Source organism: Limosilactobacillus vaginalis DSM 5837 = ATCC 49540 (assembly GCF_000159435.1).
In the GTDB taxonomy this organism is placed as follows: Bacteria; Bacillota; Bacilli; order Lactobacillales; family Lactobacillaceae; genus Limosilactobacillus; species Limosilactobacillus vaginalis.
In genome coordinates, this window is record NZ_GG693412.1 from 21,335 (window position 1) to 46,789 (window position 25,455).

Below are 25,455 nucleotides of genomic sequence, written 5' to 3' on the forward strand. Positions count from 1 at the left end.
CCACATCTTTAGCTGGGATGTGACCAAGCTTACTCCAAGCTTCATCTGCGGCAATTTCAACTTCTAACCAACATTGGTATTGGGTTTCCAAGCTCCAAATTTTCGCCATTTCTGGACTAGTATAACGATCAATCATTAGTTAAAAATCCTCTCTAATTATTTCTCTCAGTAACAATATACCATGTTCTGGGAATTATTTATCCCAAATATGTGTATCGTCAATCTCTTTCAATGTCTTAGCAAAATCATCAGTCAAAATTGTAACATGGCCCATCTTTCGGTTATGACGAATTTCAGCCTTTCCGTAATCATGAAAATGCCAGTTCGGCTTCTTAGCAATCTCATCGCGAACTCCCGCAACGTGTTGGCCAAGGACATTGACCATCACGACATGATGAAGTAATTCAATCTTTGGCAATGGCCAATTACAGATTGCCCGATTATGAATTGCAAACTGGGAAAAGTTGCAAGCTTCAATCGAGTAGTGGCCTGAATTATGTGGTCGTGGGGCTAGTTCATTAATGTAAATCTCACCATCATTACCGACAAACATTTCGACGCCTAAGATTCCACGTAAATCAATCGCATGAGCAATCTGAACCGCCATCTTTTGTGCTTTTTCTTGCAGCTCAGCACTAATTCGCGCGGGAACGATACTCAAATGCAAAATCTCATCATGGTGGATATTTTCAGAAACGGGGAAAACAGTTACTTCTCCATTTTCGTTTCGACCAACCATTACTGAGCATTCCAGCTTAAATGGTACCCACCCTTCAAGAATTGCATCTTTCGTTGAAAGGATTCCTGCACATTTTTCGAGATCATCATCACTTAGCAAAACTTCTTGACCATGACCATCATAGCCGCCTTCACAAGTCTTCAAAACCGCTGGGTAACCAATTTTCTTAATAGCTTGTTCAAGATCATCACGATTCTTCACTGCCATAAACGGAGCAGTCTTTAATCCCGCATCGCGTAAAAAGCTCTTCTCACGGATCCGGTTTTTAGTGGTGTATAGCAAATTGGTTCCTTGGGGAATGTAAACCCGATCAGCAACGTCCCGTAAGGCATTCAGGTCGACATTTTCAAATTCGTAGGTTAAAACATCTGACCGGCGAGCTAGTTCTTCAATTGCCTTTACATCTGCATATTCCGCAACTATCTGTTCATCAGCAACCTGACCAGCCGGACAAGCGGGGGTGGGATCAAGTACAATCACCTTCATCCCCGTATACTTAGCATCCAAGGCCATCATTTGACCCAACTGACCGCCACCAATAATACCAATCGTTTGTCCCTGTTGAATCATCCTAGTCAAGGTGAGCACCGCTTTCTACTGATTGATCATGCATTTGCTTCCGGTAATCAAGAATCTGTTGTTGAATTGCTGGATCATTAATTCCAAGGATTTGGAGTGCTAATAAGGCCGCATTCTTCGCTCCTGCTACCCCAATTGCTTGAGTAGCAACTGGAATTCCCGCTGGCATTTGAACGATGGATAAAAGTGAATCCATTCCGCCAAGCGCTTTTGTTTGACCTGGAATCCCGATTACCGGTAACGGAGTATTTGCTGCAATCATTCCTGGCAAATGGGCGGCACCACCCGCACAGGCAATGATTACTTTCGTTCCCTTTTCCACAGCATTTTGAGCAAACGCGAACATTTCGTTTGGCATCCGGTGAGCGGAAATAACATTCTTTTCATAGTCTACGCCAAACTGATCAAGGATCTTGCAGCCTTCCTTAACAGTTGGCCAGTCTGATTTACTACCCATTACAACACTGATCGCACTCATAATTGGACCTCCTTAAAAACTGCTTTAAGGATACCAAATAGTTGTGTTAAATACAACTGTTTTACGAACTAAATATTATTTTAAAGATTAATAGTTCGTGTATATAGGGGATAAAAAATAATCTGGTAAAGAATATTAACGTTCTTTGCCAGATTATTTTAGTTGGTATGCGCTAGCTTGAGCTAACTTCTACTGCAGCGTAGCCAAGATCTGCTCGCCGTGACCGCAACTTCCGCCTAGCTATCTAGACTACATAAGCTAAGACGCGCTCAGCCTAATTTTCCTTGAGCGTTCTAGGCAACACGGTCAAAATGTGTTCGCCAGGGACTTACTAGAGTTAGCAACCTCCCTCCTAGGCGCTAGTCGCCTTTGTCGGGAGAAATTGCTAACTTTCCGTAAGTCCTTTGCTGGCTCACACTCTAATATATATAATCCCTCGTCATTGGAAGATTCTTACCGGAAGCACCTTTAGTAATAAGGTATTGAATAACATCAATATTACCGGATTCGAAGGAAGCAGCGCAGGCTTGGAGATAGAGATCCCACATCCGGGTAAAGCGGTCGCCCATCATGTCTTCGATTTGGGAACGATGAGCATTAAAGTTCATGTCCCAAATTTCTAGGGTTCGTTGATAGTGCCGACGGAGCATCTCAATGTCAGCAATTTGCATGTTATTTTCAACGATGTGCCCAACCATCTCTTGCAATCCAGGGATATAGCCACCTGGGAAAATATACTTATTAATCCAGCCGTTGTAGGCACCGCCCTGTTGACGAGTAATTCCGTGGATCAAAGCAACACCATCATTAGTGAGGTACTTGTAAATATCCTTAAAGTAAAGACCAAGATTTTCTTTACCAACGTGTTCAAACATCCCAACTGATGTAATGTAATCCCACTTCCGGTCACCAAGCTCACGGTAGTCGATCAGGAGAACTTCCGCAACATCCTCTAGTCCTTCATCCTTAATCCGTTTTTGAACAAGGTTGAACTGTTCTTCACTCAGGGTTACCCCAGTGACTCGCAAGCCATATTCCTTGGCAGCGGTAAGCATTAAGGTTCCCCAACCGCAACCAATATCTAGTAAAGTCTTCCCTGGCTTTGGATCGAACTTCTTCAAAATATGGTGAACCTTGTCAATTTGTGCCTTAGTCAAATCATCACGGTTACCATGATCAAAATAAGCACAGGAATAAGTCAACGTATCATCAAGCCATAGTTTATAGAAGTCGTTACCAACATCGTAGTGGCTCTGAACATCGCTTTCACTTTCCTTTTCAGAGTGTCCCTGCTTTGGTAAGAACCGCCGAAATTTAGAATTCCGCATAAAACTACCGGCACTTTCATACGCAGCGGTAATTAATTTTTGAATACTACCATCAATTTTGATCTTGCCGTCCATGTAGGCTTCCCCAAGGGCAATGGAGGCGTTCTTCGTAACATCACGAATAGGAATCTTTTCCTTAAAGGTAATAGTTACTTCTGGTTCACCATCACCATAAACCGCACTCTTGCCATCCCAGTAAACAACCTTAACCGGAATATTAAATGAACGGCTTAATAGTGACTTATAGAACGTCTTTTCTAACATTTCTACGAATCCCTCTTTCAAAAAAGTATGAGATTATTATAACACTCCGCAGCAAAATACAGCGATATTATTGTTCATGCCCTTAATTATTTGCTAAGATTAGGATAATTGATGCATAAAACAGAGGAGGAGATATAATGACTGATACTTGGCACCGATTTATTGCCAACGTCAAGTTACGTCGGTTCGTGGTTTTAGCCCTAATCATCTTTATTCTATGGCTTCTTCGCCCGATGATGAACTTGATCCTGTTTACGTTTATCCTAACGTTTATCGTTGTTAGCTGGGTTCGTTGGCTTCAACGACACGTTCCCAAAATATCAATAAAACTTACCGTGGTTGTTACGTACATTGCATTAATCGTGGCAATTTACTTTGGGGTTACCCGCTACCTGCCAGTTCTGGTTAACCAAGTTATTAAAATGGTTAACTCCGTAATCAAATTCTACAGCTCCCGACAGGCAATCGAGATCATGCACTACGTTAACCACTACATTAGCTGGGGAACGATCATGTCCCAGATGAAGCACGGGGTTACCCTCGCCGTAAGTACATTAACCAGTATTGGCACAATGACAATTACCTTCCTATTGTCATTTATTCTTAGCTTCTTTTACACCCTTGAGCTGAAGCAAATGAATGCATTTTCCCGAACATTTCTTGATAGTGACTTTGGCTGGTTCTTCAGCGATATTGACTACTTTGGCAAAAAATTTGTAAATACCTTTGGAGTTGTCCTGGAAGCCCAGTTCTTCATCGCCATCTGCAATACAGTAATTACTTCAATCTGCCTTGCATTCATGCACATGCCACAAATTTTTGCCCTTGCGCTAATGGTCTTTATTTTCAGTTTGGTTCCAGTCGCTGGTGTTATCATCTCGCTAATCCCTCTTTCAATGGTTGCATACTCTGTCGGGGGAATTCGGGATGTTATCTATATCATTATTATGATTTGTGTAATCCACGCTTTGGAAGCATATGTTTTAAACCCTAAATTCATGGCCAGCAAAACAGAATTGCCAATCTTTTACACTTTCATCGTCCTCCTGGTTGCTGAGCACTTCTTTGGTACATGGGGATTAATCGTTGGGGTCCCAATTTTCACCTTCCTGTTAGACATTCTCGGTGTTAAGTCAATCAAGAAAAAACCACATTCGCTTAGAGTGCATCATCAAGAAAAAAATGAAAGTTAATTTTTCTCTTGACATTTAATGTTCAGCCGACTATTATAGTGAGCAATGAAATACCTTTAACTTAGTCCAGAGAGGCTAGGAAGGATTTAATTGAACGTCATAAGTATTCGATCTACCTTTCTAGTCCATTACTAGAAGGGTTTTCTTTTTATGTAATGGGCAGGCAGCACGAACCAACGTCAATTATTTCAACTAGGTATTTTGGAATAAGCTACTTTTTTGATTCACCTAGGAGGAAATATTTATGACATACTCACAACGCGTCGCTAAAGCACTTTTAGACATCAATGCTGTTACTCTTAGCCCAGAAAAGCCATTCACCTGGGCTAGCGGAATGAAGGCACCAATTTACACTGATAACCGTCTTACCATTTCATACCCAGCTGTTCGTCAGGCAATCGTTAACGGTATGGAAGAACAAATCAAGCTCCACTTCGGCAACGTTGATGCCATCGCCGGAACCGCAACTGCAGGAATTCCTCACGCTACCGGGGTTGCACAAGAAATGGGTCTGCCAATGGTTTACGTTCGCACCAAGCCAAAGGACCACGGCGAAGGAAAGCAAGTTGAAGGGGTTCTTCATGAAGGTGAAAAAGTTGTTGTTATCGATGACTTAATCTCCACTGGTGGTAGTGTTTTGAATGCCGTTCACGCCGTTGAAAATGAAGGTGCTGAAGTAATCGGTGTTGTTTCCATCTTCACCTACCAATTACAAGCTGCTGAACAAAACTTCTTAGCTAACGACCTTCAATACTTCTCAGTAACTAATTACACCACTTTAATCAACCTTGCTAAAGAAACTGGTTTAATCAGCGCCGACCACTTGAAGTCACTTCAACAATGGCGTGAAGACCCAATGAAGTGGAGTAACAACCAACAATTACAAGCAATCTAATATAATCCATAACTCCTTGAAATAACAAAAGAGATTGAGTAAAGCAAAACATCTTTTCTCAATCTCTTTTGTTATTCAAATTTATAAAACCATATTTAGAAGCCAAACGCCAACTAGCCCAGCAATGACTGAAATAGACATTGAACGGGTAAAGTAAGCAATCACCATGACGATCAACGCAGCAAAAATCTGGTCCGGATGACCATAAGGGACAAAATGATAGCCCTTAGTGGTGATAAAGATATTTTTGATTACCAGTGCCGTAAACAAACTGATTGGCACATATTTCATCCACTCATTAAACCACTCAGGAATCTTCCTTGAGGAGAAGAAATGGATCGGAAAATATCGTGGAATGAATGCCGCAAATGCCGCAAAGATAATTACGACGATATGGTAAAGAATTTGATTACTACCGATTCGAGATACTAAAAACTCCATATTACTGTCTCCAATTAATCATGCTGACTTGATTCAGGTGACTGTGAATTAGTCGACCGTTCCTTTGCCTGCTCTTTCTTTTCTTCAAGAACCTGTTTTTCTTCAGCCTCTTGATCCTCAACCGTAATTCGGGTAGCCCGCGGCCGGAATAATTTAGAAAGGAACCAATTGTCATCAGGCTTCTTTGAATGCTTCCGAACAGCATTTTCGATCAAGAAACCAATGAATGATGCAATCAGGGTAGCAATTACGACACCAATAATGCTGTGCGTAATTACCATGAAGAAAACAGCAAGCACTGCTGAAAGCAAGCAAATAATAAGAGTTAGGTGACTTCGCATTTGCATCACAATCATGTAAATAAAGAGTGCGGTCAGTGCAAAGTCAACCACCTCAAGGTTAATTGAAATCGTACTTCCAATTAAGCCCCCAACCATGTTCGATACCGACCAAGAAAGCAATGAATAGTGTTCAACCAGTAATGCATCTTTCGGTTTCCATTTTTTATCAGTTGCAAATTTTAAATAGTTAACGGCATAGTTTTCGTCGTTCATTGACACAGCAAATAGCCAAATAAAGTGCTGCGATTCGGATTTGATATATTTTGAAAGACTTGAGCCGAGTAAAGCATACCGTAATTCAAGAAAGAAAAGAGTCACGAAGATCGAAGTTAACGGTGCATGGATCGTTAACAGCGATGCCAAAATAAACTGGGCACCACCGGAAAAGACCACGATCGAAACGATCAACGTCATGATAAAGTTAAAGCCCGCAGCGTGCAATAAGATACCACAAGCTACCCCAATCGGGACATAACTCAAGCAGAGCGGCATTGCAATGCCTAAGACTTCTAGCCAGCGTGCTTTTTCGGGATTAATTTGTTGCGCTTTAGCCACAGAATTTCCTCCAATAAAATGTGTTAATTGACTCTACAGCGAGAGTTAATACAACCAATCTTCAGTTTAACACATTCAAAATCAACTGAATATAAAAACACCAGGATTTAATTGATAAGTCCTGATGTTTTTCTTGTTAATTTTTCTTTTTCGGCTGTTTTTGCTTCAACGGCAAAGTAACAATAAAGCTCGTTTCGTTATCGTCAGATGTTACTTGAACGTTCCCGTGGTGCAGATCAACAATGCTCTTTACAATTGCTAATCCCAGTCCAGTTCCGCCTGTTGCCCGCGACCGTGAACCCTCTGCTCGGTAAAACCGTTCAAACAAGTGCTCAATTGACTTCGCTGGAATTGGCGTCCCATCATTGCTAACCTTTACCACAACCTGATCCTGCTTTTGATGAGCAGCTACCTTAATATAGCTTGCACCATTACCATACTTTAAGGCATTTGCCACAAGGTTGCTGAAAACTCGCCCTAATTTTTCCGGATCCGCTTCAATCATCAACGGGTTAGGCTCAACAGATGATGTTATTTCAATTCCCTTATGTTGGGCCTCTAGTTCAAAGCTTGCCGTTAACTGTTCCAAAAGCTGGTTAAGGTCAATCTTCATGATATTAACCGGGCTGCCATGTTGCTGAACCTTTGTATATTCAAAGAGATCCTCAACCAGGTTCTTCATTTGCTTAGCCTTTTCATAAGCAATATGAGTATATTTAAGAATATCTTCTTCACTTCGGTATTGCTTATCCTCAATCAACCCTAAATAGCCAATGATACTAGTTAACGGTGTCCGGAGATCATGACTAACATTCGTGATCAACTCGTCTTTTGATTTTTCAATTTTTCGTTCATCGTCCATCGACCGAACAGCACTATCAACCAGGGCATTAACACTGGTAATCACGTGTTGTTCGCTCCCTTTTAGTCGAAACGGGATTCGGTGATCCAAGTGTCCCTGAGCGATATAATGCAATTCCCGGATAATGTGATTCATTTGATATAGGTGGTATCGTCGACGCAACCGCCACCAAACAACCCAGATGTCAATCACAACTAAAATGGCAATCAGGATCCGCTGGTAACTCCAAATTTGCGCCTGCATTGGCCCGATCCTCATTGATTGCTTAATCATGAAAATACCGCTGGTAATTCCTGGATTACTCTGGATGACATCCTGAGCAATCGTGATAATCGCCATATCCAGCAAGATAAGCAGGATAACCGTAATAACCCCTTCAAGGATTAATGAACTTTTCTCCCGTCCTGTTAGCTTCAAAGTTTCTCCTCCATAACCTCGCTAAATTCTAGTGGTCTTCTACCTTGTAACCAACGCCCAAAACGGTTTGGATCACCTTTTCACCATTGGTTGCTTCTTCAATCTTATCCCGCAAGTGACTAACGTGAACCATAACAGTTTTAGCAGAAACAACGCTTTCCTGCTGCCATACCCGCTCAAAGATATCATCAGCGGAAAATACCCGGTTAGGATGACTAGCCAAAAGATAGAGAATTCCAAACTCTAAAGCAGTCAATTGAATGGTATCACCCTTAATCGTCTTAACTTCATGGGAGTCCTTATTAATTGTTAATGGGCCAACATTCAAAATATCAGGAGTATCATTGGTTACCTCTCCCTGACTCCGCCGCAGCAAGGACTTTACCCGTGCCATTACTTCAAGCGGGTTAAATGGCTTGGTAACATAATCATCAGCACCGCTAATCAATCCCTGAATTTTATCCATGTCTGCGGTTTTAGCAGAGAGAACAAGAATTGGAATGTCTGAATCCTTCCGTACCTGCTTGATGACCTGCATCCCGTCCATTTCAGGCATCATCAAATCCAGAATGATTAACCCAATATCGGGATTAGTATTTAACTTAGTCAAGGCTTCCTTGCCATCGTATGCGGTAACTGGCTCGTAGCCTTCATTACGAATATAAATTTCTAATAATTGAACGATCTCTTTATCATCATCGACTACTAAAATCTTCATCCTTTATCCACCCCTTGAGAACTTTCTTACTAACATACTATTATAAGCGTTTATCGATCTTAACGGCGAGATTTAGCGGAATAGTTTAAAGAAACTTAGAAGAAGCTGGAACAAGAAGCTGGGAATTAACTTTCTCGGAGGGACGGTTGACTAACCTAGAACGATGAATGATGATGAAATCATCAGAATCGTTCGTAGCCGAATGGGCTTGCTTCGCTGCGTTAGGCTCGAGTCCCTCAGTTACGATACGAAGTGAGCCTATTTGGAGACTCTATAGGTTCGGAGAGCGCTAAATATGGAAAGAGGATGAAAGAACGCCTAGTTTTTTTCCATCCTCTCTCTTAATTTTAGTTATTCTCCCTCATCAATATCTACCGGATCGAGGCCAAGATTCTTACGCAAAATATTGGAAACTCGCTGTCGCTCATTATAAGAAACACTTTGGAAAGCTTGACCATCAGAATCATCATCAGTTCCTTGGACGTGTCCCTGTTGAATATTCTTGGTTGCTCCCCGATAAGACTTCGCAAGGGTCATCATATTACTGAATGACAAATCTGTCTTAGCATTCTTCGAGATTGTCTTTAAGAATTTTTGGTTAAGAACTGTCTTGTAAGATGCGGACTTCTTCAGCAGTGCCATAATTACCATTTTTTGTCGCTGTTGACGGCCATAGTCACCTTGCGGATCATCATACCGCATTCGACAGAACTTCAATGCTTTTGTTCCGTTCATGTGTTCAGGGACTCCCTTGGTAAAGGAATATCCTTCATACGTAAAGGTTAATGGTGAAGTAACGGTGACCCCGCCAACTTGATTAATGGCCTGCTTCATCCCCGCCATATTAACTAGGGCGTAGTAGTCAATCGGAATATTGAAATACTTTTGAACGGTGTTAATTGTCTCCTTAGTACCGCCATATGCGTAGGCTGCATTGATCTTTGCTGGAGATTCATCCTCATAATCAGGAAGGTTAACTTTCATGTCCCGTGGAATACTCATTAACATGGTTTTCTTGGTTTGCGGATTGATCGTCATCACAATAATGGTGTCTGTCCGTCCCTTATAAGTTCGCCCTAGGTCACCTGTATCCGTTCCTAACAAAAGAATTGATACTGGTCGCTTCTGAGCAAGCACTTTTTGAGCATTTCGCCGTTTATTAGCTCCAGCTGATGTGAACATTTGATCACTTGTTTGTTTGGCGTTATGCCAAGCAAGACCACCAAAAATTACCACAATAACTAGAAGAATCAAGATAATGATCCCGAAAATTTTCCTTCCTCGGTGACGGTGCGGTCCATTACCGCCGTTTTGGTTATTGCCACGACGAATTTGCCGCTGGTACTCAGCCCTTGTTAACGGAAATTCGCTCTCTGATTGATTGTCCATCTTTTTCTCCCTAGATTATTTATTCATTTCAAAATTTATAAGTTGATTCTAACACGATCTCTATTCATAAACACATATTATCCAGGAATTACAGCGTTGAAATCGGTTTCGATCTTGTGCATAATAAAACCATCTAGTAGCAAAGGGAGGAGATTTTCACGAAATCGCTACTTGATATAATTGCTATTATTGGTTTTATCTTATTATTCATTACACCAAAGAATATCTGGCACGTATTAAAGAGCTACCAGAAAGTCGGTTTTATTCTCCTGATGATCGCAGGAATTATTATAATTTGCTTGACGGTATTTTCCGGCATTACTGATTTCGGTCAAGGATACCAAGACTCACCGTTCCACTAATAAGCAATAAAGAAGAAGTAGTTGGTGAAAAATTCACTAACTACTTCTTCTTTATTTGGTGATTAAGTTGTGATTTGCTCGTCAGGAGCTTGTCCCTACTGTAACTGAGTCAAAACGCAGCCTAGCGTTCTAGGCAACCAAGCCGAGATCTGCTCCCTCGGAACTCGCTAGAGCTAACGACCTCTGCTTAGATGATGTTCTTACTACAACAAAGTCAAAACGTGTTCGCAGGGAAGCCCCTATAGACAACAAACTCCCTCCCAGATGCTTCCAGCATCCAGTCGGGAGAAATTGTTGTCTTACGGGTCTTCTATACCTGCTCACACTCTATTTTAAACGTGCTTCGCTCGAGTTTCCTAGAGCTAGCAAACTCCTTCCTAGGCACAAGTCGCCTTCGTCAGGAGAAATTGCTAGCTTTCCGGAAACTCTTTGGAGCGAAGGCACTCTACTTATAATTTGGAGCCGCCTTAGTGATTTGAACATCGTGAGGGTGGGATTCACGGAGACCGGCGTTAGTAATTTGAACAAATTGGGCATTTTCGATCATTGTTGGGATGTCAGGGGCACCAACGTAACCCATTCCTGAACGAAGACCACCATCAATTTGGAAGAGAACATCAGCAACGTCACCCTTGTAAGGAACACGAGCTTCGATCCCTTCTGGAACTAACTTGTTGGCTTCGTTAACACCACCTTGGAAGTACCGGTCTGATGAACCATGAGCTTGAGCCATTGCACCAACAGAACCCATTCCACGGTAAGCCTTGTACTTCTTACCATTATCTTCGTAAACGTCACCAGGTGCTTCAGTGGTTCCGGATAACATTCCACCAAGCATTACGGCATTTCCACCGGCAGCTAAGGCTTTAACAACGTCACCTGAGTACTTAATCCCACCATCAGCAATGATTGGCTTGCCGTATTCACGAGCAACTTGTGCAGCATCGTAAATGGCAGTAATTTGTGGGACACCAACACCAGCAACAACCCGAGTAGTACAGATTGAACCAGGTCCAATACCAACCTTAACTACATCTACTCCGGCATCATAAAGGGCTTTTGTAGCTGAACCAGTGGCAACGTTTCCGGCAATTAATGTAACATCTGGGAAGTGATCACGAATTTCCTTGATCTTACGGAGAACACCAGCAGAGTGACCGTGGGCAGTATCAATAACAATTGCGTCTGCACCAGCATCTAGCAAAGCTTGTGCCCGTTCAAACGTATCACTAGTCACACCAACTGCGGCAGCACAAAGCAACCGGTGCTGATCGTCAACTGCAGCCTTGGTTGCGCTAGCTGGAACAACCACACTCTTAACATTAGCTACTTCGCCTGCTTGGGCTTGAATGGACATGTTCTTGTGAACAACCCCAAGTCCACCTTGTAACGCCATCGCAATCGCCATTGCTCCTTCAGTAACGGTATCCATCCCGGCACTAATAATCGGAATGTTCAACTTAATGTTATCTGCTAACTTCGTACTAAGGTCAACCTCATTTGGTAAAACGTGACTTTCTGCAGGAATCAGAAGGACATCATCAAACGTTAAACCCTTCTTGACAAACTTAGTATCCCAATTTGACATGTGACTAGACACTCCTTTTTTGAATTTTGATTAGGTATACTTTACTAGTAATTTTTCTAAAAATCAACAAAATCGGTAAATTATTTCTTAAATTGACGGATAATGTTCGCTATTCAGGGACTAATTACGAATCATTCACTTAAATCAGCCGGTTTTTAAAATAAAAGTTCGGTTATTAAGTGGTTACATTTTAGTTGATGCTTTAGAAATCCGCCTTTTAATCATTTCTAATTTCATGATAGAAACTCGTCCCGTTTTCTCCTTGAACGTTAAAGTTATCCAGAATCGTCGCACCAAGATCAGCAAAGGTCTTTCGAACCCCTAACGACTGATTTTTCTCCTTCATCGTTGGTGAATAAACAAGCAGGGGCACATTTTCCCGAGTATGGTCGGTTCCCCGGAATCCCGGATCGTTCCCGTGATCAGCCGTAATGATCAGCAAATCATCCGGTCGCAGTTCGTCAAGGACATGACCAAGCCGTTGATCAAGTTCCATTAATGCCTGACCAAAACCTTGAGGATTTCTTCGGTGACCATATTTTGCATCAAAGTCAACTAGGTTAGTAAAACAGAAGCCAGTGAAGTCTTCTTGCATTACCTCATCTAGGTGATCCATCCCATCCGCGTTACTTTCATTATGAAATCCCCGATCAATCCCTTTACCAGAGAAAATATCGTTAATCTTACCAATTCCAATTACATCGTAACCAGCTTCCTGCAGCCGCTCCAAGTCAGTTTTTCCCGTTGGCGCTAAGCTGAAGTCATGCCGGTTAGCAGTCCGGACAAAGTGCTCGCGATCTGGACCAACATAAGGCCGTGCAATTACTCGACCAACCGTATATTCCGGCCCATTTAATAATGTTCGCGCATACTGACAAATTTTATAAAGCTCATCAACTGGAATTACCTCTTCGTGAACTGCAATCTGCATTACCGAATCTCCCGAAGTATAAATGATTAATTCTCCAGTTTTCATCTGCCGTTCACCATAGTCATGAATTACCTGTGTTCCAGAATATGGTTTATTAACGATCACTTTTCTCCCAGAAAAATCCTCAATCTGCTTAATCAATTTTTGTGGGAAACCATCAGGAAAGGTATTAAGCTGTTTAGCTAACGGCAACCCCATCATTTCCCAATGACCATTCATACTATCCTTACCAGCCGATACTTCTGCCATTTGTCCATAATCTCCAATTGCCGGAGTAGCAACGGGAACTCCCTCAATTGGCGTGTTGCGAAGATTGCTTAATCCCATTTTACCTAGGTTTGGTAGTTGGAGTCTCCCCTGATAATATTCACCAACATGACCAAGGGTATCTGCACCAATATCATCAAACTTAGCTGCATCCCCTGCCTGTCCGCTTCCCACCGAATCCAGAACGATTACAAATACTCGTTGATATGCCATTATTACACTCCTCCTTGTTATTTTGGTGCTCCATTAAGGATCTTAACTGACGCAGAAACACCCAAGCGATCTGCACCAGCATCGATCATTGCCATCGCTTCCTCATAGCTATGGATCCCGCCAGCAGCCTTAATCTTAATTGCATCACCAACCGTCTGACGCATCAATTCAACATCTGCCACTTGAGCACCAGAAGTTGAAAAGCCAGTAGAAGTTTTTACAAAGTCAGCTTGAACAGCAATCACTAACTGACATGCTCGAACTTTTTCCTCGTCAGTTAGCAGGGCTGTTTCAATAATCACTTTCAAAATACGGTGTGCATGATGAACTTCATCCGCAACAGCTTTAATATCAGCTACTACAGCATCATCATGTTTAGCCTTCAGCTCACCAATGTATTACCATGTCTAACTCGTCTGCTCCGTCCTTAATCGCCTGACGACTTTCAAGAACTTTACTGGCTGTTGAAGTAGCACCAAGCGGAAAGCCGATCACTGTACAAGTGTTAATTCCCGTTTCAGATAATTTCTGGTGAACCCGCTTTACCCAGTATGGATTAATACAAACAGAAGCTATCTGATACTTAATCGCTTCAAACGCCGTTTGATCAATCATCGCTGCAGTTGCTTCGGGTTTGAGCATCGTATGATCCAGGTATTTTGCTAATTGATTACAACTTAGCTTCATTTCAGTCACGCCCTTTATTTTTGTATGCGCTTTCATATTATCAATTTATTAGTAAAAAAGCTACTGTTAGGGGCCATTAAGTAACATCAATCCGATCTAAAAAACGGGAAAGCAACTGTAAAACCAGACTGGATTTTACAATCGCGTTCCCGCTAATTTGATTAGAATAATGATTTACTTACGCCGATTATTTCGGTTGCCGTAGAAAGCACCGGTAATATGGTACTTGCGCCGGAAGATAATATCTCCAGCAAAGGCAATTACACCAAGGATAATGTAGGCCCAAGCATTTAATCGAGGGTTGATTACATTAGGCAACAAGCTGGAAGCCATGTAAACGGCTAGCCAAACAACTAATCCAAAAGCAACGGTTAAGATCCGGAACCAAACTGGCTTTGCTTGAACCCACTTACCGTTCTTCTTGACCGGTTGTAACTGGGAAGCCACGTAGCCATATAAGAGACCACCAGATACGGATACTAGCACAATTGCCAAGAGACCACTGCTGCCATAGTGGGTCATCTTCATTGCTGCTGGTGAGATCCAGAACATTAACCCGAACATAAAGGTAAAGATACTGAAGAAGATCAGCATATTATCAAGGGCAAGCAGCTTAATAGATTGCTTACTCATGTGGTTAGGCTGATTATTTTTCTTCGGGTCCTTTAGATTTTTGACATATTCTGTCGGGGTTCCGAATAACGCTTTAGCAGTTTTACCCGTCTTTTGTCCTTCTTTAAGTTGGGTAATAGTATCTTGAATAATTTCAGGACGCTTTTCTTTAGCAACTCCTTGACGTTCAAGCTGCTTATTTAGTTGAAAAACGAATTCTTCATTCTTCTTTGTTAAGTTATACTTACTAATTGCATTTCCCGCTTCACGCCGGTCTTCTTTTAAATGTTCTTTTTGTCGTTGACCGGCTTGAGCGTTTCGTGGTTGATTTTCGCTCACAATGAGACTCCTCTCTTTATCTCTTGGTATGAGGTTGGTTGTTTGAAATGGGTTGGCCAGGGATCGGCTAGAGTTCTAGTCTGCATAGTCGAAACGTTGGAGTGAACCAGAAATTGATTTATCAATTTCGTCTGTGAACCCACGCAAGGATGAGTAGGCTTTTGACTATCAACTTGTTGATGGCAAAAGTCACTCAGCTACTGCGCTTCGCCGTGATGTTCTAGGCTAAATGGTCGAAACGTGCTCGCCAGGGTCTTGCTAGAGTTCTAGGCTACATAGTCAAAACGTGCTTCGCCCGAGTTTCCTAGAGCTAGCAACCTCCTTCCTAGGCGCAAGTCGCCTTCGTCAGGAGAAATTGCTAGCTTTCCGGAAACTCTTTGGGGCGAAGGCACTCTAGACATTGAACCTAAATTCCACAATGTCGCCGTCTTGCATGACGTAATCTTTTCCTTCGAGGCGGAGTTTACCGGCTTCTTTAACGGCGGCTTCGGATCCTAACTTGTCGAGATCGTCAAAGCTCATCACTTCGGCACGGATAAAACCCCGTTCGAAGTCGGAGTGGATGATTCCGGCTGCTTGTGGTGCCTTGGTACCCTTCTTGAAAGTCCAGGCACGAGTTTCAGGGCCACCAGCAGTAAAGAAGGTTTCAAGCCCTAAAAGCTTGTAGGCAGCACGAATCAACCGGTTCAATCCTGGTTCCTTAACGCCTTCCATTTCAAGGAAGTCAGCCTTGTCTGCTTCGTCCATTTCAGCAATTTGTTCTTCGGCAGCGGCAGCAACCCCGATTACTTCACCATCGCCCTTAACATGTTCCTTAATTTGATCCATGTACTTGTTAGCATCTGGATCTGCCATGTCATCTTCAGAGATGTTGGCAACATAAAGAACTGGCTTACTGGTTAGCAAGAAGAGTCCCTTAACGATCTTCTTTTCGTCATCGTTAAAGTCAATTGACCGAACACTCTTCCCGTCTTCAAGAACTGGCTTGATCTTGTTAAGAACATCTAATTCAGCCAAGGCATCCTTATCACGACCCTTAGCAGCCCGTTGAACCTTAGAGAGACGCTTGTTAACGGCATCCAGATCAGCCATTACTAATTCCAGGTTGATGGTATCAATATCATCGATCGGGTCAACCTTCCCGGTAACACTAGTAATGTCATTATCATCAAAAGCCCGGACAACGTGAACAATCGCATCGGTTTGCCGAATGTTTTCCAAGAACTTGTTACCAAGTCCTTCACCCTTGCTGGCACCCTTAACGATCCCGGCAATATCAGTAAATTCAAACGTTGTTGGGACGATCTTCTTGGCTGGGATAATTTCATCAATTCGTTGAAGACGACTATCTGGAACTTCAACCATCCCCACGTTCGGATCAATCGTGGCAAATGGGTAATTAGCCATTTCGGCTCCTGCTTTAGTAATCGCGTTGAATAGGGTTGACTTACCAACGTTTGGTAATCCAACAATCCCTGCAGTTAATGACATAAGTTGTTCACTTTCCTTTTCAATTTAATTTTTATTTCTAATCTTCAGACTCAGCGGCTTTTTCCAGGACCTTCTTAAAGCCCTTATCAAACTTTTGCCGTGTCATCATCACAATGTGGCCGCAACCAGTGCATTGAATTTTAATATCCGCACCGACACGTGTGATTAACCACCGATTGGTACCACACGGATGTTGCTTCTTCATCATCACAATATCGCCCTTATCATATGCTGCCATCAGTGATCATCCTCCTTAATCTAACGAAATGTTTAACACTTCCAAAATCCGGTTAAAGTCGTCAGCGGAAGTGTACGGAATTTCAATTTTCCCGGCATTCTTCTTCCGACTCGGCGCCACCGCAACCTTTGTCCCAAATTTACTTTGCAACTGGGATTCTGCTTCACGAACATAGGCTGGCTTTCGTTGGCGACGCTTTGCCCGTTTCTTTTCAGCTGTCCCGTTCATTTGGGCAACTAGTTCTTCAAGCTGCCGGACAGTTAAATTCTTTTCAACTGCCTGCTTAGCAAGTTTAACCAATTGCTTGCGATCTTTCAAACCTAATAACGTTCGTGCTTGACCCATTGATAGCTTCCCGGCAGAAACTAATTCCTTAATCTCATTCGGCAAGCCCAGCAAACGCAGGTAATTAGCAATGTACGGACGACTCTTCCCTAGTCGTTCCGCAACCTGAGCTTGAGTAAGGGACAGCTTATCCATTAATGTCTGGTAAGCTTGTGCCTCTTCCAACGGTGTTAAGTCTTCTCGCTGAAGGTTTTCCAAGACAGCAACTTCCATCATCTTTTCATCACTCATGGTTCGAATGATGGCTGGAATCGTGGTTTGTTTAGCAAGTTTAGATGCTCGGAAGCGCCGTTCACCAGCGATTAACTCATACCGCTTTAACTTTGGATCTGGCTGACGAAGAATGATCGGCTGAAATACTCCTGATTCCTGAATTGAGGATGCCAACTCCCGGAGTGCCTTTTGATCAAACGTCCGTCGTGGCTGGTATGGGTTAGGACGAATCAGCGATAGTTTAACATCTTGGACCGTTTCGTTATCGTTAATCTCATTAAAATCATTTTCTTCGAAGAGCGCTTCAATCCCGCGTCCTAGTCCGCTTTGTTTATTTTTCGCCATGACGAGCTAACACTTCCTTTGCTAATTGTTGGTAAACTTTCGCCCCTGTTGATCGTTTGTCGTAATCAACGATCGCTTGTCCATGACTCGGTGCTTCGGATAAACGAACATTTCGTGGAATGATCGTTTCATAGACCTGGTCACCAAAGTACTTCTTGACTTCCGCATTAACCTGCTGACCCAAGTTTGTCCGCTTATCGTACATTGTTAGCAACACTCCTTCAATCTTTAAAGCAGAATTGAAGTGTTTGCGAACCAGCTTGATGGTATTTAATAACTGACTTAACCCTTCAAGCGCGTAGTATTCGCTCTGAACCGGGATTAGAATCGAATCACAAGCAGTAAAAGCATTAATCGTCAACAAACCAAGAGAAGGCGGGCAATCAATCAAAATATAATCATATTCATCCTTAACATCACCGAAAGCATCCTTCAACCGGGTTTCCCGAGCCATCAAGTTAGTTAATTCAACTTCCGCACCAGAAAGGGCGATTGTAGTTGGAACAATATCTAAGCCCTGGTGACTTGACGGCAAGATTACGTTTTTCAGATCAACATCATTGATCAAAACATCATAAACGCTCTCATCAATATCTTTCTTATCAATCCCCAAACCGCTTGTGGCGTTTCCCTGAGGATCAAGATCAATCAGGAGGACTTTTTTACCGGCGTCTGCCAAACAAGCTCCTAGGTTAACGCTTGTTGTCGTCTTACCAACGCCGCCTTTTTGGTTTGCTAATGCAATAACATACCCCATTTTTCTGCCTCCTACTGTTTCTTCGGAATTTCAATAACTAATTGGTAAGTATCATCATCATCTTTTTCGTGAGTCGTAATAGTAAAGCCATTATCAGTGGCTAGTTTAATTGATTTTTTGATGGTGTTCAAAGCCAACCGAGCATCGGTAGCCTTCGCGGACTGCTTACTAGTAGCACTCTTCTTTCGCCGTTTACTAGTCTTCTTTTTCTTTGGTTGTGCCTGTTTTGAGCTTTCAACGGTCTCTTCAGTGGTTGGTTCCTCAGCTGGCATTCCTTCAAGATCAGCTAATTCTTGCCGTTTCTTTTCAGCTCGTTGCTTAGCAAGCTCTGACGGTAATGGTCGACCAAGAGTCCGGGCAACTCCATCTTCAGTCTGACGAACTGTCAACCGTTCATTAACGACCCGCATTAACATTTCTCGTTGTTGTTTTTCATCCAGATCCAGCATCGCCCGACCATGCCGTTCAGAAATCCGGTGATCGAGGATTGCTGTTTGAACCGGCTTAATCAGCTTCAGTAAACGAAGCTTGTTAGCAACAAAGGATTGACTCTTTCCCATCCCCTTTGCCAACGCTGCTTGAGTCAAGTGGTTCAAGTCCATTAGCTGACGGTAAGCCTGAGCTTCTTCAACGGAACTTAATTGTGATCGCTGAAGATTTTCAATCAACGCTAATGAGGCGGTTTCTTTATCGCTCATCTTCTCAACAATTGCTGGAACAGTATCCCAGTTTAACAATTTCACAGCACGGTACCGCCGTTCACCGGCAATAATTTCATACTTTGCTGATTCATATTCACGAACAACGATTGGCTGTAGTAAACCGTGTTCGTCAATTGTTTGTGCTAATTCACGAATTGCATCTTGGTCAAAGACCTTCCGTGGCTGATACCGGTTTGGAATAATTTGATCAACCTTAATCTCAACAACCTTATTCTTTGTATCGCCAGAGTGATCTTTACCGATACCGAATAATGAAAACGCCATATTCTCTCTCCCTCACTTTTATTGAATTGGTTTCTTATTTGGCAATCCAGGACGTCGCGGAAACTTCTTGGGCGTTGCTGCAACCTTATCAATAACGACAATGTTTCGCTCTTCATCAGTTCCCGGCAATTCTAGTTTAACCGTCTTCCGGATTTGTCCTCCAAGTTTCTTAATTGCTGTTCCACCTTGCTGAATTTCTTCTGGAGCAGCACTTGCCTTATAAGCAATAAATTCACCGCCAACTTTCGCTGCTGGCAGGCATAATTCACTCAGAACCGCTAACCGCGCAACCGCCCGAGCTGTAACAATATCGTATTGCTCACGATGATCGCTTCTTTTGGCACTAAAAGTCTCAGCTCGATCATGAACAAGGGTGACGTCAGACAAGCCTAGCTGATCTACTAACTCTTGTAAAAAGATAATCCGCTTATTTAGTGAATCCACAATCGTAACCTTTAGCTGTGGAAACGCAATTTTTATTGGGATCGATGGGAAACCCGCGCCTGCACCAATGTCACAAAGCGTTAATTCATCAGTCATTAACTTTGGCTCTGCAAACACTCCGCTAATAGAATCAAAAAAGTGCTTAAGGTAGACTTCCTTTTTCTCAGTAATTCGTGTTAAGTTAACATGCTCGTTAGTTGCGACTAGTAAGTCGTAATACTCAGCAAACTGCTTCATTTGCGCATCGCTAAGGTTAATTCCCCGTTCCGCAAGCGCCTGCTGAAATTGTTCTGGATTCATTTTAGCTTCTCCTTTCGTGAAACAATTTTGTTTCACGTCTTTTACTACTGTAACTTAATTACCGGGTTTTTTCAAGGGGAAAATAGAGTGTAAGCCGGGACGAACTAGCAACTGAGCACTAGGAAATCCCGGACGATGATTGTTTTACAATCAAGGACGGGATAGCTAGGCGGAAGTTGCGGTCACGGCAAACACGTTTCAGCTCAGCCGCAGCAGTTCCTCATTCACCACACCCATCAACTCTACCCAAAGAAAAAAGCTGGGAAACACCCCAGCCTCTTTGCTATCTTACATAGATAATAGTGCAACAACGCAGTAGCTGGCTGGCAGTTCAAACGCTGATAAATCAGCATTTGACCAACCTAGCCACTCTCCCTGCCAAGGATCCCTATTCTATAATTTTTCTTAAACTGACGCAATTGCACCGCTCTCTAGTCGCCTTTCTACATAATTCACGATATAATAATTGTAGTTGCATGTATTCGCTTACAAGTAAATTGAAAGGGGCTTATATAATGGTAGAATCTGTTAAAATTGGTCATTCTGATGTTGTCGCAAACCCGCTTGGCCTGGGCACTAACGCGGTTGGTGGACACAATCTTTTCCCCGATCTCAAGGATGAAGATGGGATCAAATTAGTTAAAGCTGCTCTTGATAACGGGATCAACCTCTTAGATACGGCCTATGTTTATGGTCTTGGTCACTCAGAAGAATTAGTTGGTCAAGCAATCAAGGATTACGATCGTCATAAAATTGTCATCGCAACTAAGGGCGCTCATGATTTTTCTACTGGGGAAGAAGTAATCAATAACGATCCTAAATTTTTAACTGACCAAGTAAATAAGAGTCTTAAACGATTAGGGACAGACTACATTGATATTTATTACATCCACTTTCCTGATCATGACACTCCAAAAGCCGAAGCCGTGGGTGCTCTGCAAAAGCTCCGGGAAGAAGGAAAAATTCGGGCAATTGGTATTTCCAACTTTAGCTTAGACCAAATCAAGGAAGCTAACGCGGATGGCTACGTTGATGTCGTTGAAGATGAATTCAGTCTCCTTCACCAGGATCATTTGACGGAGGGAATGCTCGATTACCTGCACGATAATCAAATTAGCTTTGTTCCGTACTTCCCATTAGCTTCGGGACTATTAACGGGTAAATACGTTAAAGATGTTAGCTTCCCTGAAGATGATATCCGAAGTCAAATTGCTGACTTCAAGGAGCCACGATACAGCAGCATTCTCGATGCAGTTGATAAGGTTCGGGATATTGCGGATGCTCATCATGCTACCGTTGCTCAAACCATTTTAGCTTGGTACTTAAAGAATCCGCTCATCTCTGTCGTCATCCCCGGCGCCAAGAAGGCTAAGCAAGTTATCGCTAACGCCAAGGCAATGGGCATTACCTTAACAGATGATGAGTACCAGGCCATTGAATTAGCATTCAACCACTTTAAGAATACGAAGAGCAGTAAATCACTAAAGGATCCTGACTAATAAATTATCGGTAAATAGTTAGAGGCTGAGAAAAAGCGAAACGCATTTTCTCAGCCTCTATTCTATTTATTGACTTATTATTTATCTTTTTGGCCAAATCCCAGCATCGCTAAGAAGCTCTTACCAAGGACACCTGATTGCTTTTTTGACTGATGGTTACTGGTTCGGCGACTAGCACTCCGCGAATGGTTTACTGAACTTTTGGTCCGTGAAGAAGGGCGACTTTCAGCACGTGACGGCTTCCGTTCTTCTCTTCTTTGTACTTGGGGACCGTTCCACTCAACTTTAGGCTGTTTCTCTTTATTTTGCTCTTCCTCAGGAGTTGTAAAGAGCGGCTTTACCTTTTCTCCACCATTCTTTTGCGGACGTGGTGGTTGTGGCCGAGCAACTTGGCTTTCCTGCGATTGTGCCACCGTAGATTCGTCTGACTTAATCTCTTCTTGCCCGCTTTGTACTTCACTTACCGAGCTACGGTATGCTTCACGGGTTAGCGACTGTTCAACATTCGTTGTTTCAATTTTGCTATTATTAGATGCTAGTGAAAGCGAGTTGGCATCTAATTCTTGTTGAAGCTTGGACAATTCTTGATTTAATGACATTAACGAATCAAGGGAGCTTCCCATATCTTCAGAATTTATTTCTGAACTTTGTGATTCTTCTGTTTCTAAACTCTCTGGATCCCGAGAAGTAGCCAACGAAAAGCCTTGAGATGCTGTCTTCAAGTCATCACTGGTTAGTGAAATTGCTTGTGACCCAAAATCACCATCTACAGAAGATTCTGGCACCTTGCTTTGAACCGTAATCTGTGGTGCAGCTTCAGCGTTCATTAACGAATCGCTTGACACTGATACTGAATCTCCCCCATTTTTTTGCTCAGCATCAGTATGGATATCAAATACCAGTCGTTGGCTAACCGGGGTTTGATTGCCGGGTGTTTCTGGATTTTCTTCAGCCGTTCCTGCTTGATCGGTTTGACTACTTTTAATCGAAAAAACGGGACGCTTTGCTAAAGATCCTTCCTCAGTATCGGCTGTTTTTTTGACATTCTTAATATCAAACGAAATCTTTGCTTTGGCATTGCTTCCTGAATCGTTATTGCTCACAGTGATTAACCTCCCCATAAACTTCCAATATATTTTATCACTCTTTATAGGCTTAAAAAGAGTCTCCAGAAAATTCTTAAACATCCTTTATGATCCAAAAAGCCCTATTCAGAAATCTAACTAACTCTCACTCTATTTTAACCCAATGTCGAACAACATACATAAAATACAAAACGAGACAGGTAAAAACTTCCTTTGTTTCTGCCTGTCTCATTTTTAGGGGGTTTATTATAAGGATATTTTTTAAATTACTTTACGCGTTTTTGAATACCAGCAAGCCCTAATAGTGCAAATAATGACCCTACATAAAGTGCTACTACTCCACTTTCGTTACCGGTTTGTGGTAACGTTGCTGGATCATTTTTGACATTATTAGTCTGCTGAATTGCAGGCTTACCACTCGGTACATCCGAAGTACCCGGAGTTCCTGAAATAACTGGTTGACCAGGATTTAATGGTTGCTCTGGTGTACCAGGGGTATTTGATGTTGGTTTCCCTGGATTATCTGGATCTGGCGTGGTTGGCTTTTCTGGTCGGTCTGGTGTAGTCGGTGTTGGCTTATCTGGAAGTGGAAATTCAGGCAATTCAGGTGCAACATCATCAGGACCAACAGCCCATGAGCCCTTGCCAGGTTGGTAACCAGGAACTGGATCTGGATCATCCTTTTTTGATCCAGATGACAGGTCAGGTACCCGAGTTGGTACTGCTTCTCCTTTTAGCTTAGCTTCATCAATGCTTTTAGCCAACATCTTATCATTCTCTGAACTACTATCCCAGATCCAATCACCCTGATTGGTGGCTTTAGACAATACTTGAGTCGTGCCATCGTTGTTGATCTTAACAAGGAAACTTGGTGCCCAGGTAGAACGATTACCTTGACCAGCTACATAACCACGGTTGGTCATGTAGGCAGTAATTAATACATCACTATCATCACCAGCAATCGGCATTGCATAGTAGCTATATGTTGAAGTTCGCCAGTTAAATGGAACACTTGATGTTAAGACAACACCATTACCGTTCAATGGCTTGTAACCATAAGTAAGATGATCAGAAACATATCCAATCATGACAACATTATCACCAATTGTCTTATCCGCCTTGGACCAAAGATCATCACCAGTACCACGATTTAACCGTGTTGCGGCAAACAGGTAGTACTTACCATTTAATTTCACAATATCTGGCCGTTCAATTTCGTCAGAAACCATTGGAGCAGATACTAATGGAGTATAAACCTCTGCTAATTTTGGATTTGATTCATCGTTATTCAAGCGAAGAATCCCTAAAGCTGCGTTAGCCCAACTAGCCCGGCTAGTCATATCATCATTATTTAAAATGCCAAAGAAGTTTTCAATATTTGTCTTGGCATTATCACCATAGTTTTGCCAGTTATAGATCTGATCTTCACCTTGGTAGTTTTCAGTACCAGTAGAGGCCTCAAAGACCAAGTAGCGTTGACCATCAACCTCAATAACGTGAGCATCACGCATTGCAACGTTATCAGCACCTTTATTAGTGGCGCGCCATTGAGCATACGTTTGATAATGGTAACCGTCACCAGCAAAAATAATATGGTTATTATTAACTTTATTAATTGAAACAGTACCATCTGGGTTAACTGTAAGTGTCAGATTGGCAGCAGCAATTCGTTGATTATTTAATCCATGATCTGATGTATCAACATCTGTATAGAACAATTCAATTGTCCCATCACTATTCTTAGTTGCAGAACCTGACCATTGTTGATGAAGTGAATTCTGGTTAAAGCCAAAAATTGGTCCAGCATTCTTCCAGTCTGCTAGGTTATTATTACCATACTTGTTGTATAGCAAGTAAATATGTGAATCATTCTTAGCAGGAATTCCCATCATTGCAACTGCGAGTTGGTAACCATTCCAGTTAACGACTTCACCAGTATTCGCATCTTGAACAGGCCATGAATCCCAAATATCAAGATCAGCTATTTCGTTAGTTTCCGCATCACGAGTATGGCTTGCTGGCATATTTTGAATTTCCTTAGCATTAAAGAATGGAATTGAGTAACGATGATCACGATTAATCAAGTCATTTGCAATTCCCCGGTACTGTTCGTAAGTCATTTGGGTTCCGGTTTTATCGCTACCACTCTTCTTAAAGTTAATCTTATCCAAGTTGGTAACCTGATCTTGAGTTAACTTTGCTGGATCCATCCCTGCATCTTGAACCGCCTTAGCAGCATCCGGAGTCAATCCATATTGATCCTTTGTCTGAGTAGTTTGATCATTAATTTGCTTGCCAGGTTGGGCAACATCACCTGGGTGCTCTGTGGTACCTGGTTGCGATGCACCATTTTCTGCAGATACTGTTTCCACAGGTGTAACTGCTACAGGTTGAGTAGTAGTTACATCATTATCAGTCGCAGAAACTGTCGTTGTATCAGCGTGAACTGTCGTTGCCCCCATTAAAATTCCGGCAGACACTAAAGTCGCAACTGCCCAATTCTTACCCACTTTGTACATCTTTTTATGTTCTTTATATTCCAAAACATTTCCTC

Annotated in this window: 22 protein-coding genes and 2 pseudogenes; 3 read left to right on the forward strand and 21 right to left on the reverse strand. The window is 42.3% G+C overall.

Annotated elements, in window-relative coordinates; all coding sequences use genetic code 11:
* The 4 genes and pseudogenes from HMPREF0549_RS09700 to HMPREF0549_RS00105 form a co-directional block, all read right to left on the reverse strand.
* Positions 1-136, reverse strand: a pseudogene (locus HMPREF0549_RS09700) (adenylosuccinate lyase); the annotation flags it as partial.
* Positions 137-193: 57 nt separating this feature from the next.
* Positions 194-1,309 carry a 5-(carboxyamino)imidazole ribonucleotide synthase gene (purK, locus tag HMPREF0549_RS00095; protein WP_003716198.1) on the reverse strand — a complete coding sequence of 372 codons (1,116 nt, stop codon included), beginning with the start codon at positions 1,307-1,309 and terminating at the stop codon, positions 194-196.
* Between the two features lies 1 nt (position 1,310).
* Positions 1,311-1,796, reverse strand: coding sequence for a 5-(carboxyamino)imidazole ribonucleotide mutase (gene purE, locus HMPREF0549_RS00100; protein WP_003716199.1), 486 nt, complete (start codon positions 1,794-1,796; stop codon positions 1,311-1,313).
* A gap of 419 nt (positions 1,797-2,215) precedes the next feature.
* Entirely contained in the window at positions 2,216-3,388 is a 1,173-nt protein-coding gene (locus HMPREF0549_RS00105; protein ID WP_003716200.1) for an SAM-dependent methyltransferase, read from the reverse strand.
* Between the two features lie 137 nt (positions 3,389-3,525).
* On the opposite strand from HMPREF0549_RS00105, the gene HMPREF0549_RS00110 reads away from it, so the two are divergent.
* On the forward strand, positions 3,526-4,581 hold the full coding sequence (locus HMPREF0549_RS00110; RefSeq protein ID WP_003716201.1) for an AI-2E family transporter: 1,056 nt from the start codon (positions 3,526-3,528) through the stop codon (positions 4,579-4,581).
* A gap of 244 nt (positions 4,582-4,825) precedes the next feature.
* A complete protein-coding gene (pyrE, locus tag HMPREF0549_RS00115; protein ID WP_003716202.1) occupies positions 4,826-5,476 on the forward strand; it encodes an orotate phosphoribosyltransferase in 651 nt (216 codons plus the stop codon).
* An 81-nt stretch (positions 5,477-5,557) separates the two neighbouring features.
* Here the strand turns inward: pyrE and HMPREF0549_RS00120 are convergent, their stop codons facing one another.
* From HMPREF0549_RS00120 to rsmG, 15 genes and pseudogenes are all read right to left on the reverse strand, one after another.
* Entirely contained in the window at positions 5,558-5,917 is a 360-nt protein-coding gene (locus tag HMPREF0549_RS00120) for an AzlD domain-containing protein (protein ID WP_003716203.1), read from the reverse strand.
* A 14-nt stretch (positions 5,918-5,931) separates the two neighbouring features.
* Positions 5,932-6,813 carry an AzlC family ABC transporter permease gene (locus tag HMPREF0549_RS00125; protein ID WP_003716204.1) on the reverse strand — a complete coding sequence of 294 codons (882 nt, stop codon included), beginning with the start codon at positions 6,811-6,813 and terminating at the stop codon, positions 5,932-5,934.
* Positions 6,814-6,949: 136 nt separating this feature from the next.
* Positions 6,950-8,092 carry a sensor histidine kinase gene (locus tag HMPREF0549_RS00130; protein WP_003716205.1) on the reverse strand — a complete coding sequence of 381 codons (1,143 nt, stop codon included), beginning with the start codon at positions 8,090-8,092 and terminating at the stop codon, positions 6,950-6,952.
* Between the two features lie 28 nt (positions 8,093-8,120).
* The gene (croR, locus tag HMPREF0549_RS00135; RefSeq protein ID WP_003716206.1) at positions 8,121-8,810 is read right to left on the reverse strand and encodes a response regulator transcription factor CroR; all 690 of its coding nucleotides are present in this window, start codon (positions 8,808-8,810) and stop codon (positions 8,121-8,123) included.
* 351 nt (positions 8,811-9,161) lie between these two features.
* The gene (locus HMPREF0549_RS00140; RefSeq protein WP_003716207.1) at positions 9,162-10,199 is read right to left on the reverse strand and encodes an LCP family protein; all 1,038 of its coding nucleotides are present in this window, start codon (positions 10,197-10,199) and stop codon (positions 9,162-9,164) included.
* Positions 10,200-11,006: 807 nt separating this feature from the next.
* Positions 11,007-12,149: an IMP dehydrogenase gene (gene guaB / locus HMPREF0549_RS00145; RefSeq protein WP_003716208.1), complete on the reverse strand. Its 1,143-nt coding sequence runs from the start codon at positions 12,147-12,149 to the stop codon at positions 11,007-11,009.
* Positions 12,150-12,366: 217 nt separating this feature from the next.
* Positions 12,367-13,560 carry a phosphopentomutase gene (locus HMPREF0549_RS00150; RefSeq protein ID WP_003716209.1) on the reverse strand — a complete coding sequence of 398 codons (1,194 nt, stop codon included), beginning with the start codon at positions 13,558-13,560 and terminating at the stop codon, positions 12,367-12,369.
* Positions 13,561-13,577: 17 nt separating this feature from the next.
* Positions 13,578-14,247 (reverse strand): annotated as a pseudogene (gene deoC / locus HMPREF0549_RS00155) (deoxyribose-phosphate aldolase).
* A gap of 174 nt (positions 14,248-14,421) precedes the next feature.
* Positions 14,422-15,198 (reverse strand): DUF1129 domain-containing protein, encoded by a 777-nt coding sequence (locus HMPREF0549_RS00160; protein WP_003716212.1) that lies wholly within the window; start codon positions 15,196-15,198, stop codon positions 14,422-14,424.
* Positions 15,199-15,591: 393 nt separating this feature from the next.
* Entirely contained in the window at positions 15,592-16,689 is a 1,098-nt protein-coding gene (ychF, locus tag HMPREF0549_RS00165; protein WP_003716213.1) for a redox-regulated ATPase YchF, read from the reverse strand.
* A gap of 37 nt (positions 16,690-16,726) precedes the next feature.
* The gene (locus tag HMPREF0549_RS00170) at positions 16,727-16,927 is read right to left on the reverse strand and encodes a DUF951 domain-containing protein (RefSeq protein ID WP_003716214.1); all 201 of its coding nucleotides are present in this window, start codon (positions 16,925-16,927) and stop codon (positions 16,727-16,729) included.
* 15 nt (positions 16,928-16,942) lie between these two features.
* Positions 16,943-17,830, reverse strand: a complete 888-nt coding sequence (locus tag HMPREF0549_RS00175) for a ParB/RepB/Spo0J family partition protein (RefSeq protein ID WP_003716215.1) — start codon at positions 17,828-17,830, stop codon at positions 16,943-16,945.
* Positions 17,817-18,587 (reverse strand): ParA family protein, encoded by a 771-nt coding sequence (locus tag HMPREF0549_RS00180; protein ID WP_003716216.1) that lies wholly within the window; start codon positions 18,585-18,587, stop codon positions 17,817-17,819. The genes HMPREF0549_RS00175 and HMPREF0549_RS00180 overlap by 14 nt, the downstream gene beginning before the upstream one ends.
* Before the next feature lie 11 nt (positions 18,588-18,598).
* Positions 18,599-19,573: a nucleoid occlusion protein gene (locus HMPREF0549_RS00185; protein WP_003716217.1), complete on the reverse strand. Its 975-nt coding sequence runs from the start codon at positions 19,571-19,573 to the stop codon at positions 18,599-18,601.
* Between the two features lie 18 nt (positions 19,574-19,591).
* A complete protein-coding gene (gene rsmG / locus HMPREF0549_RS00190) occupies positions 19,592-20,317 on the reverse strand; it encodes a 16S rRNA (guanine(527)-N(7))-methyltransferase RsmG (protein WP_040530553.1) in 726 nt (241 codons plus the stop codon).
* A gap of 515 nt (positions 20,318-20,832) precedes the next feature.
* On the opposite strand from rsmG, the gene HMPREF0549_RS00195 reads away from it, so the two are divergent.
* Positions 20,833-21,816 carry an aldo/keto reductase gene (locus HMPREF0549_RS00195; protein WP_040530556.1) on the forward strand — a complete coding sequence of 328 codons (984 nt, stop codon included), beginning with the start codon at positions 20,833-20,835 and terminating at the stop codon, positions 21,814-21,816.
* Between the two features lie 77 nt (positions 21,817-21,893).
* Here the strand turns inward: HMPREF0549_RS00195 and HMPREF0549_RS00200 are convergent, their stop codons facing one another.
* A complete protein-coding gene (locus HMPREF0549_RS00200; RefSeq protein ID WP_040530559.1) occupies positions 21,894-22,919 on the reverse strand; it encodes a hypothetical protein in 1,026 nt (341 codons plus the stop codon).
* Positions 22,920-23,167: 248 nt separating this feature from the next.
* Complete coding sequence (locus HMPREF0549_RS00205) at positions 23,168-25,444, reverse strand: glycoside hydrolase family 68 protein (protein WP_258409003.1); 2,277 nt, start codon at positions 25,442-25,444, stop codon at positions 23,168-23,170.
* Positions 25,445-25,455: the final 11 nt, after the last annotated feature.

What these genes read in the sequence shown, in the direction of transcription:
- guaB (WP_003716208.1), bottom strand. Translation starts at nt 12,149, where the DNA reads ATGTCAAATTGGGATACTAAGTTTGTCAAGAAGGGTTTAACGTTTGAT.
- HMPREF0549_RS00105 (WP_003716200.1), bottom strand. Translation starts at nt 3,388, where the DNA reads ATGTTAGAAAAGACGTTCTATAAGTCACTATTAAGCCGTTCATTTAAT.
- purK (WP_003716198.1), bottom strand. Translation starts at nt 1,309, where the DNA reads ATGATTCAACAGGGACAAACGATTGGTATTATTGGTGGCGGTCAGTTG.
- HMPREF0549_RS00170 (WP_003716214.1), bottom strand. Translation starts at nt 16,927, where the DNA reads ATGGCAGCATATGATAAGGGCGATATTGTGATGATGAAGAAGCAACAT.
- purE (WP_003716199.1), bottom strand. Translation starts at nt 1,796, where the DNA reads ATGAGTGCGATCAGTGTTGTAATGGGTAGTAAATCAGACTGGCCAACT.
- ychF (WP_003716213.1), bottom strand. Translation starts at nt 16,689, where the DNA reads ATGTCATTAACTGCAGGGATTGTTGGATTACCAAACGTTGGTAAGTCA.
- HMPREF0549_RS00150 (WP_003716209.1), bottom strand. Translation starts at nt 13,560, where the DNA reads ATGGCATATCAACGAGTATTTGTAATCGTTCTGGATTCGGTGGGAAGC.
- HMPREF0549_RS00180 (WP_003716216.1), bottom strand. Translation starts at nt 18,587, where the DNA reads ATGGGGTATGTTATTGCATTAGCAAACCAAAAAGGCGGCGTTGGTAAG.
- rsmG (WP_040530553.1), bottom strand. Translation starts at nt 20,317, where the DNA reads ATGAATCCAGAACAATTTCAGCAGGCGCTTGCGGAACGGGGAATTAAC.
- HMPREF0549_RS00175 (WP_003716215.1), bottom strand. Translation starts at nt 17,830, where the DNA reads ATGGCGAAAAATAAACAAAGCGGACTAGGACGCGGGATTGAAGCGCTC.
- HMPREF0549_RS00195 (WP_040530556.1), top strand. Translation starts at nt 20,833, where the DNA reads ATGGTAGAATCTGTTAAAATTGGTCATTCTGATGTTGTCGCAAACCCG.
- HMPREF0549_RS00120 (WP_003716203.1), bottom strand. Translation starts at nt 5,917, where the DNA reads ATGGAGTTTTTAGTATCTCGAATCGGTAGTAATCAAATTCTTTACCAT.
- croR (WP_003716206.1), bottom strand. Translation starts at nt 8,810, where the DNA reads ATGAAGATTTTAGTAGTCGATGATGATAAAGAGATCGTTCAATTATTA.
- HMPREF0549_RS00140 (WP_003716207.1), bottom strand. Translation starts at nt 10,199, where the DNA reads ATGGACAATCAATCAGAGAGCGAATTTCCGTTAACAAGGGCTGAGTAC.
- pyrE (WP_003716202.1), top strand. Translation starts at nt 4,826, where the DNA reads ATGACATACTCACAACGCGTCGCTAAAGCACTTTTAGACATCAATGCT.
- HMPREF0549_RS00110 (WP_003716201.1), top strand. Translation starts at nt 3,526, where the DNA reads ATGACTGATACTTGGCACCGATTTATTGCCAACGTCAAGTTACGTCGG.
- HMPREF0549_RS00185 (WP_003716217.1), bottom strand. Translation starts at nt 19,573, where the DNA reads ATGGCGTTTTCATTATTCGGTATCGGTAAAGATCACTCTGGCGATACA.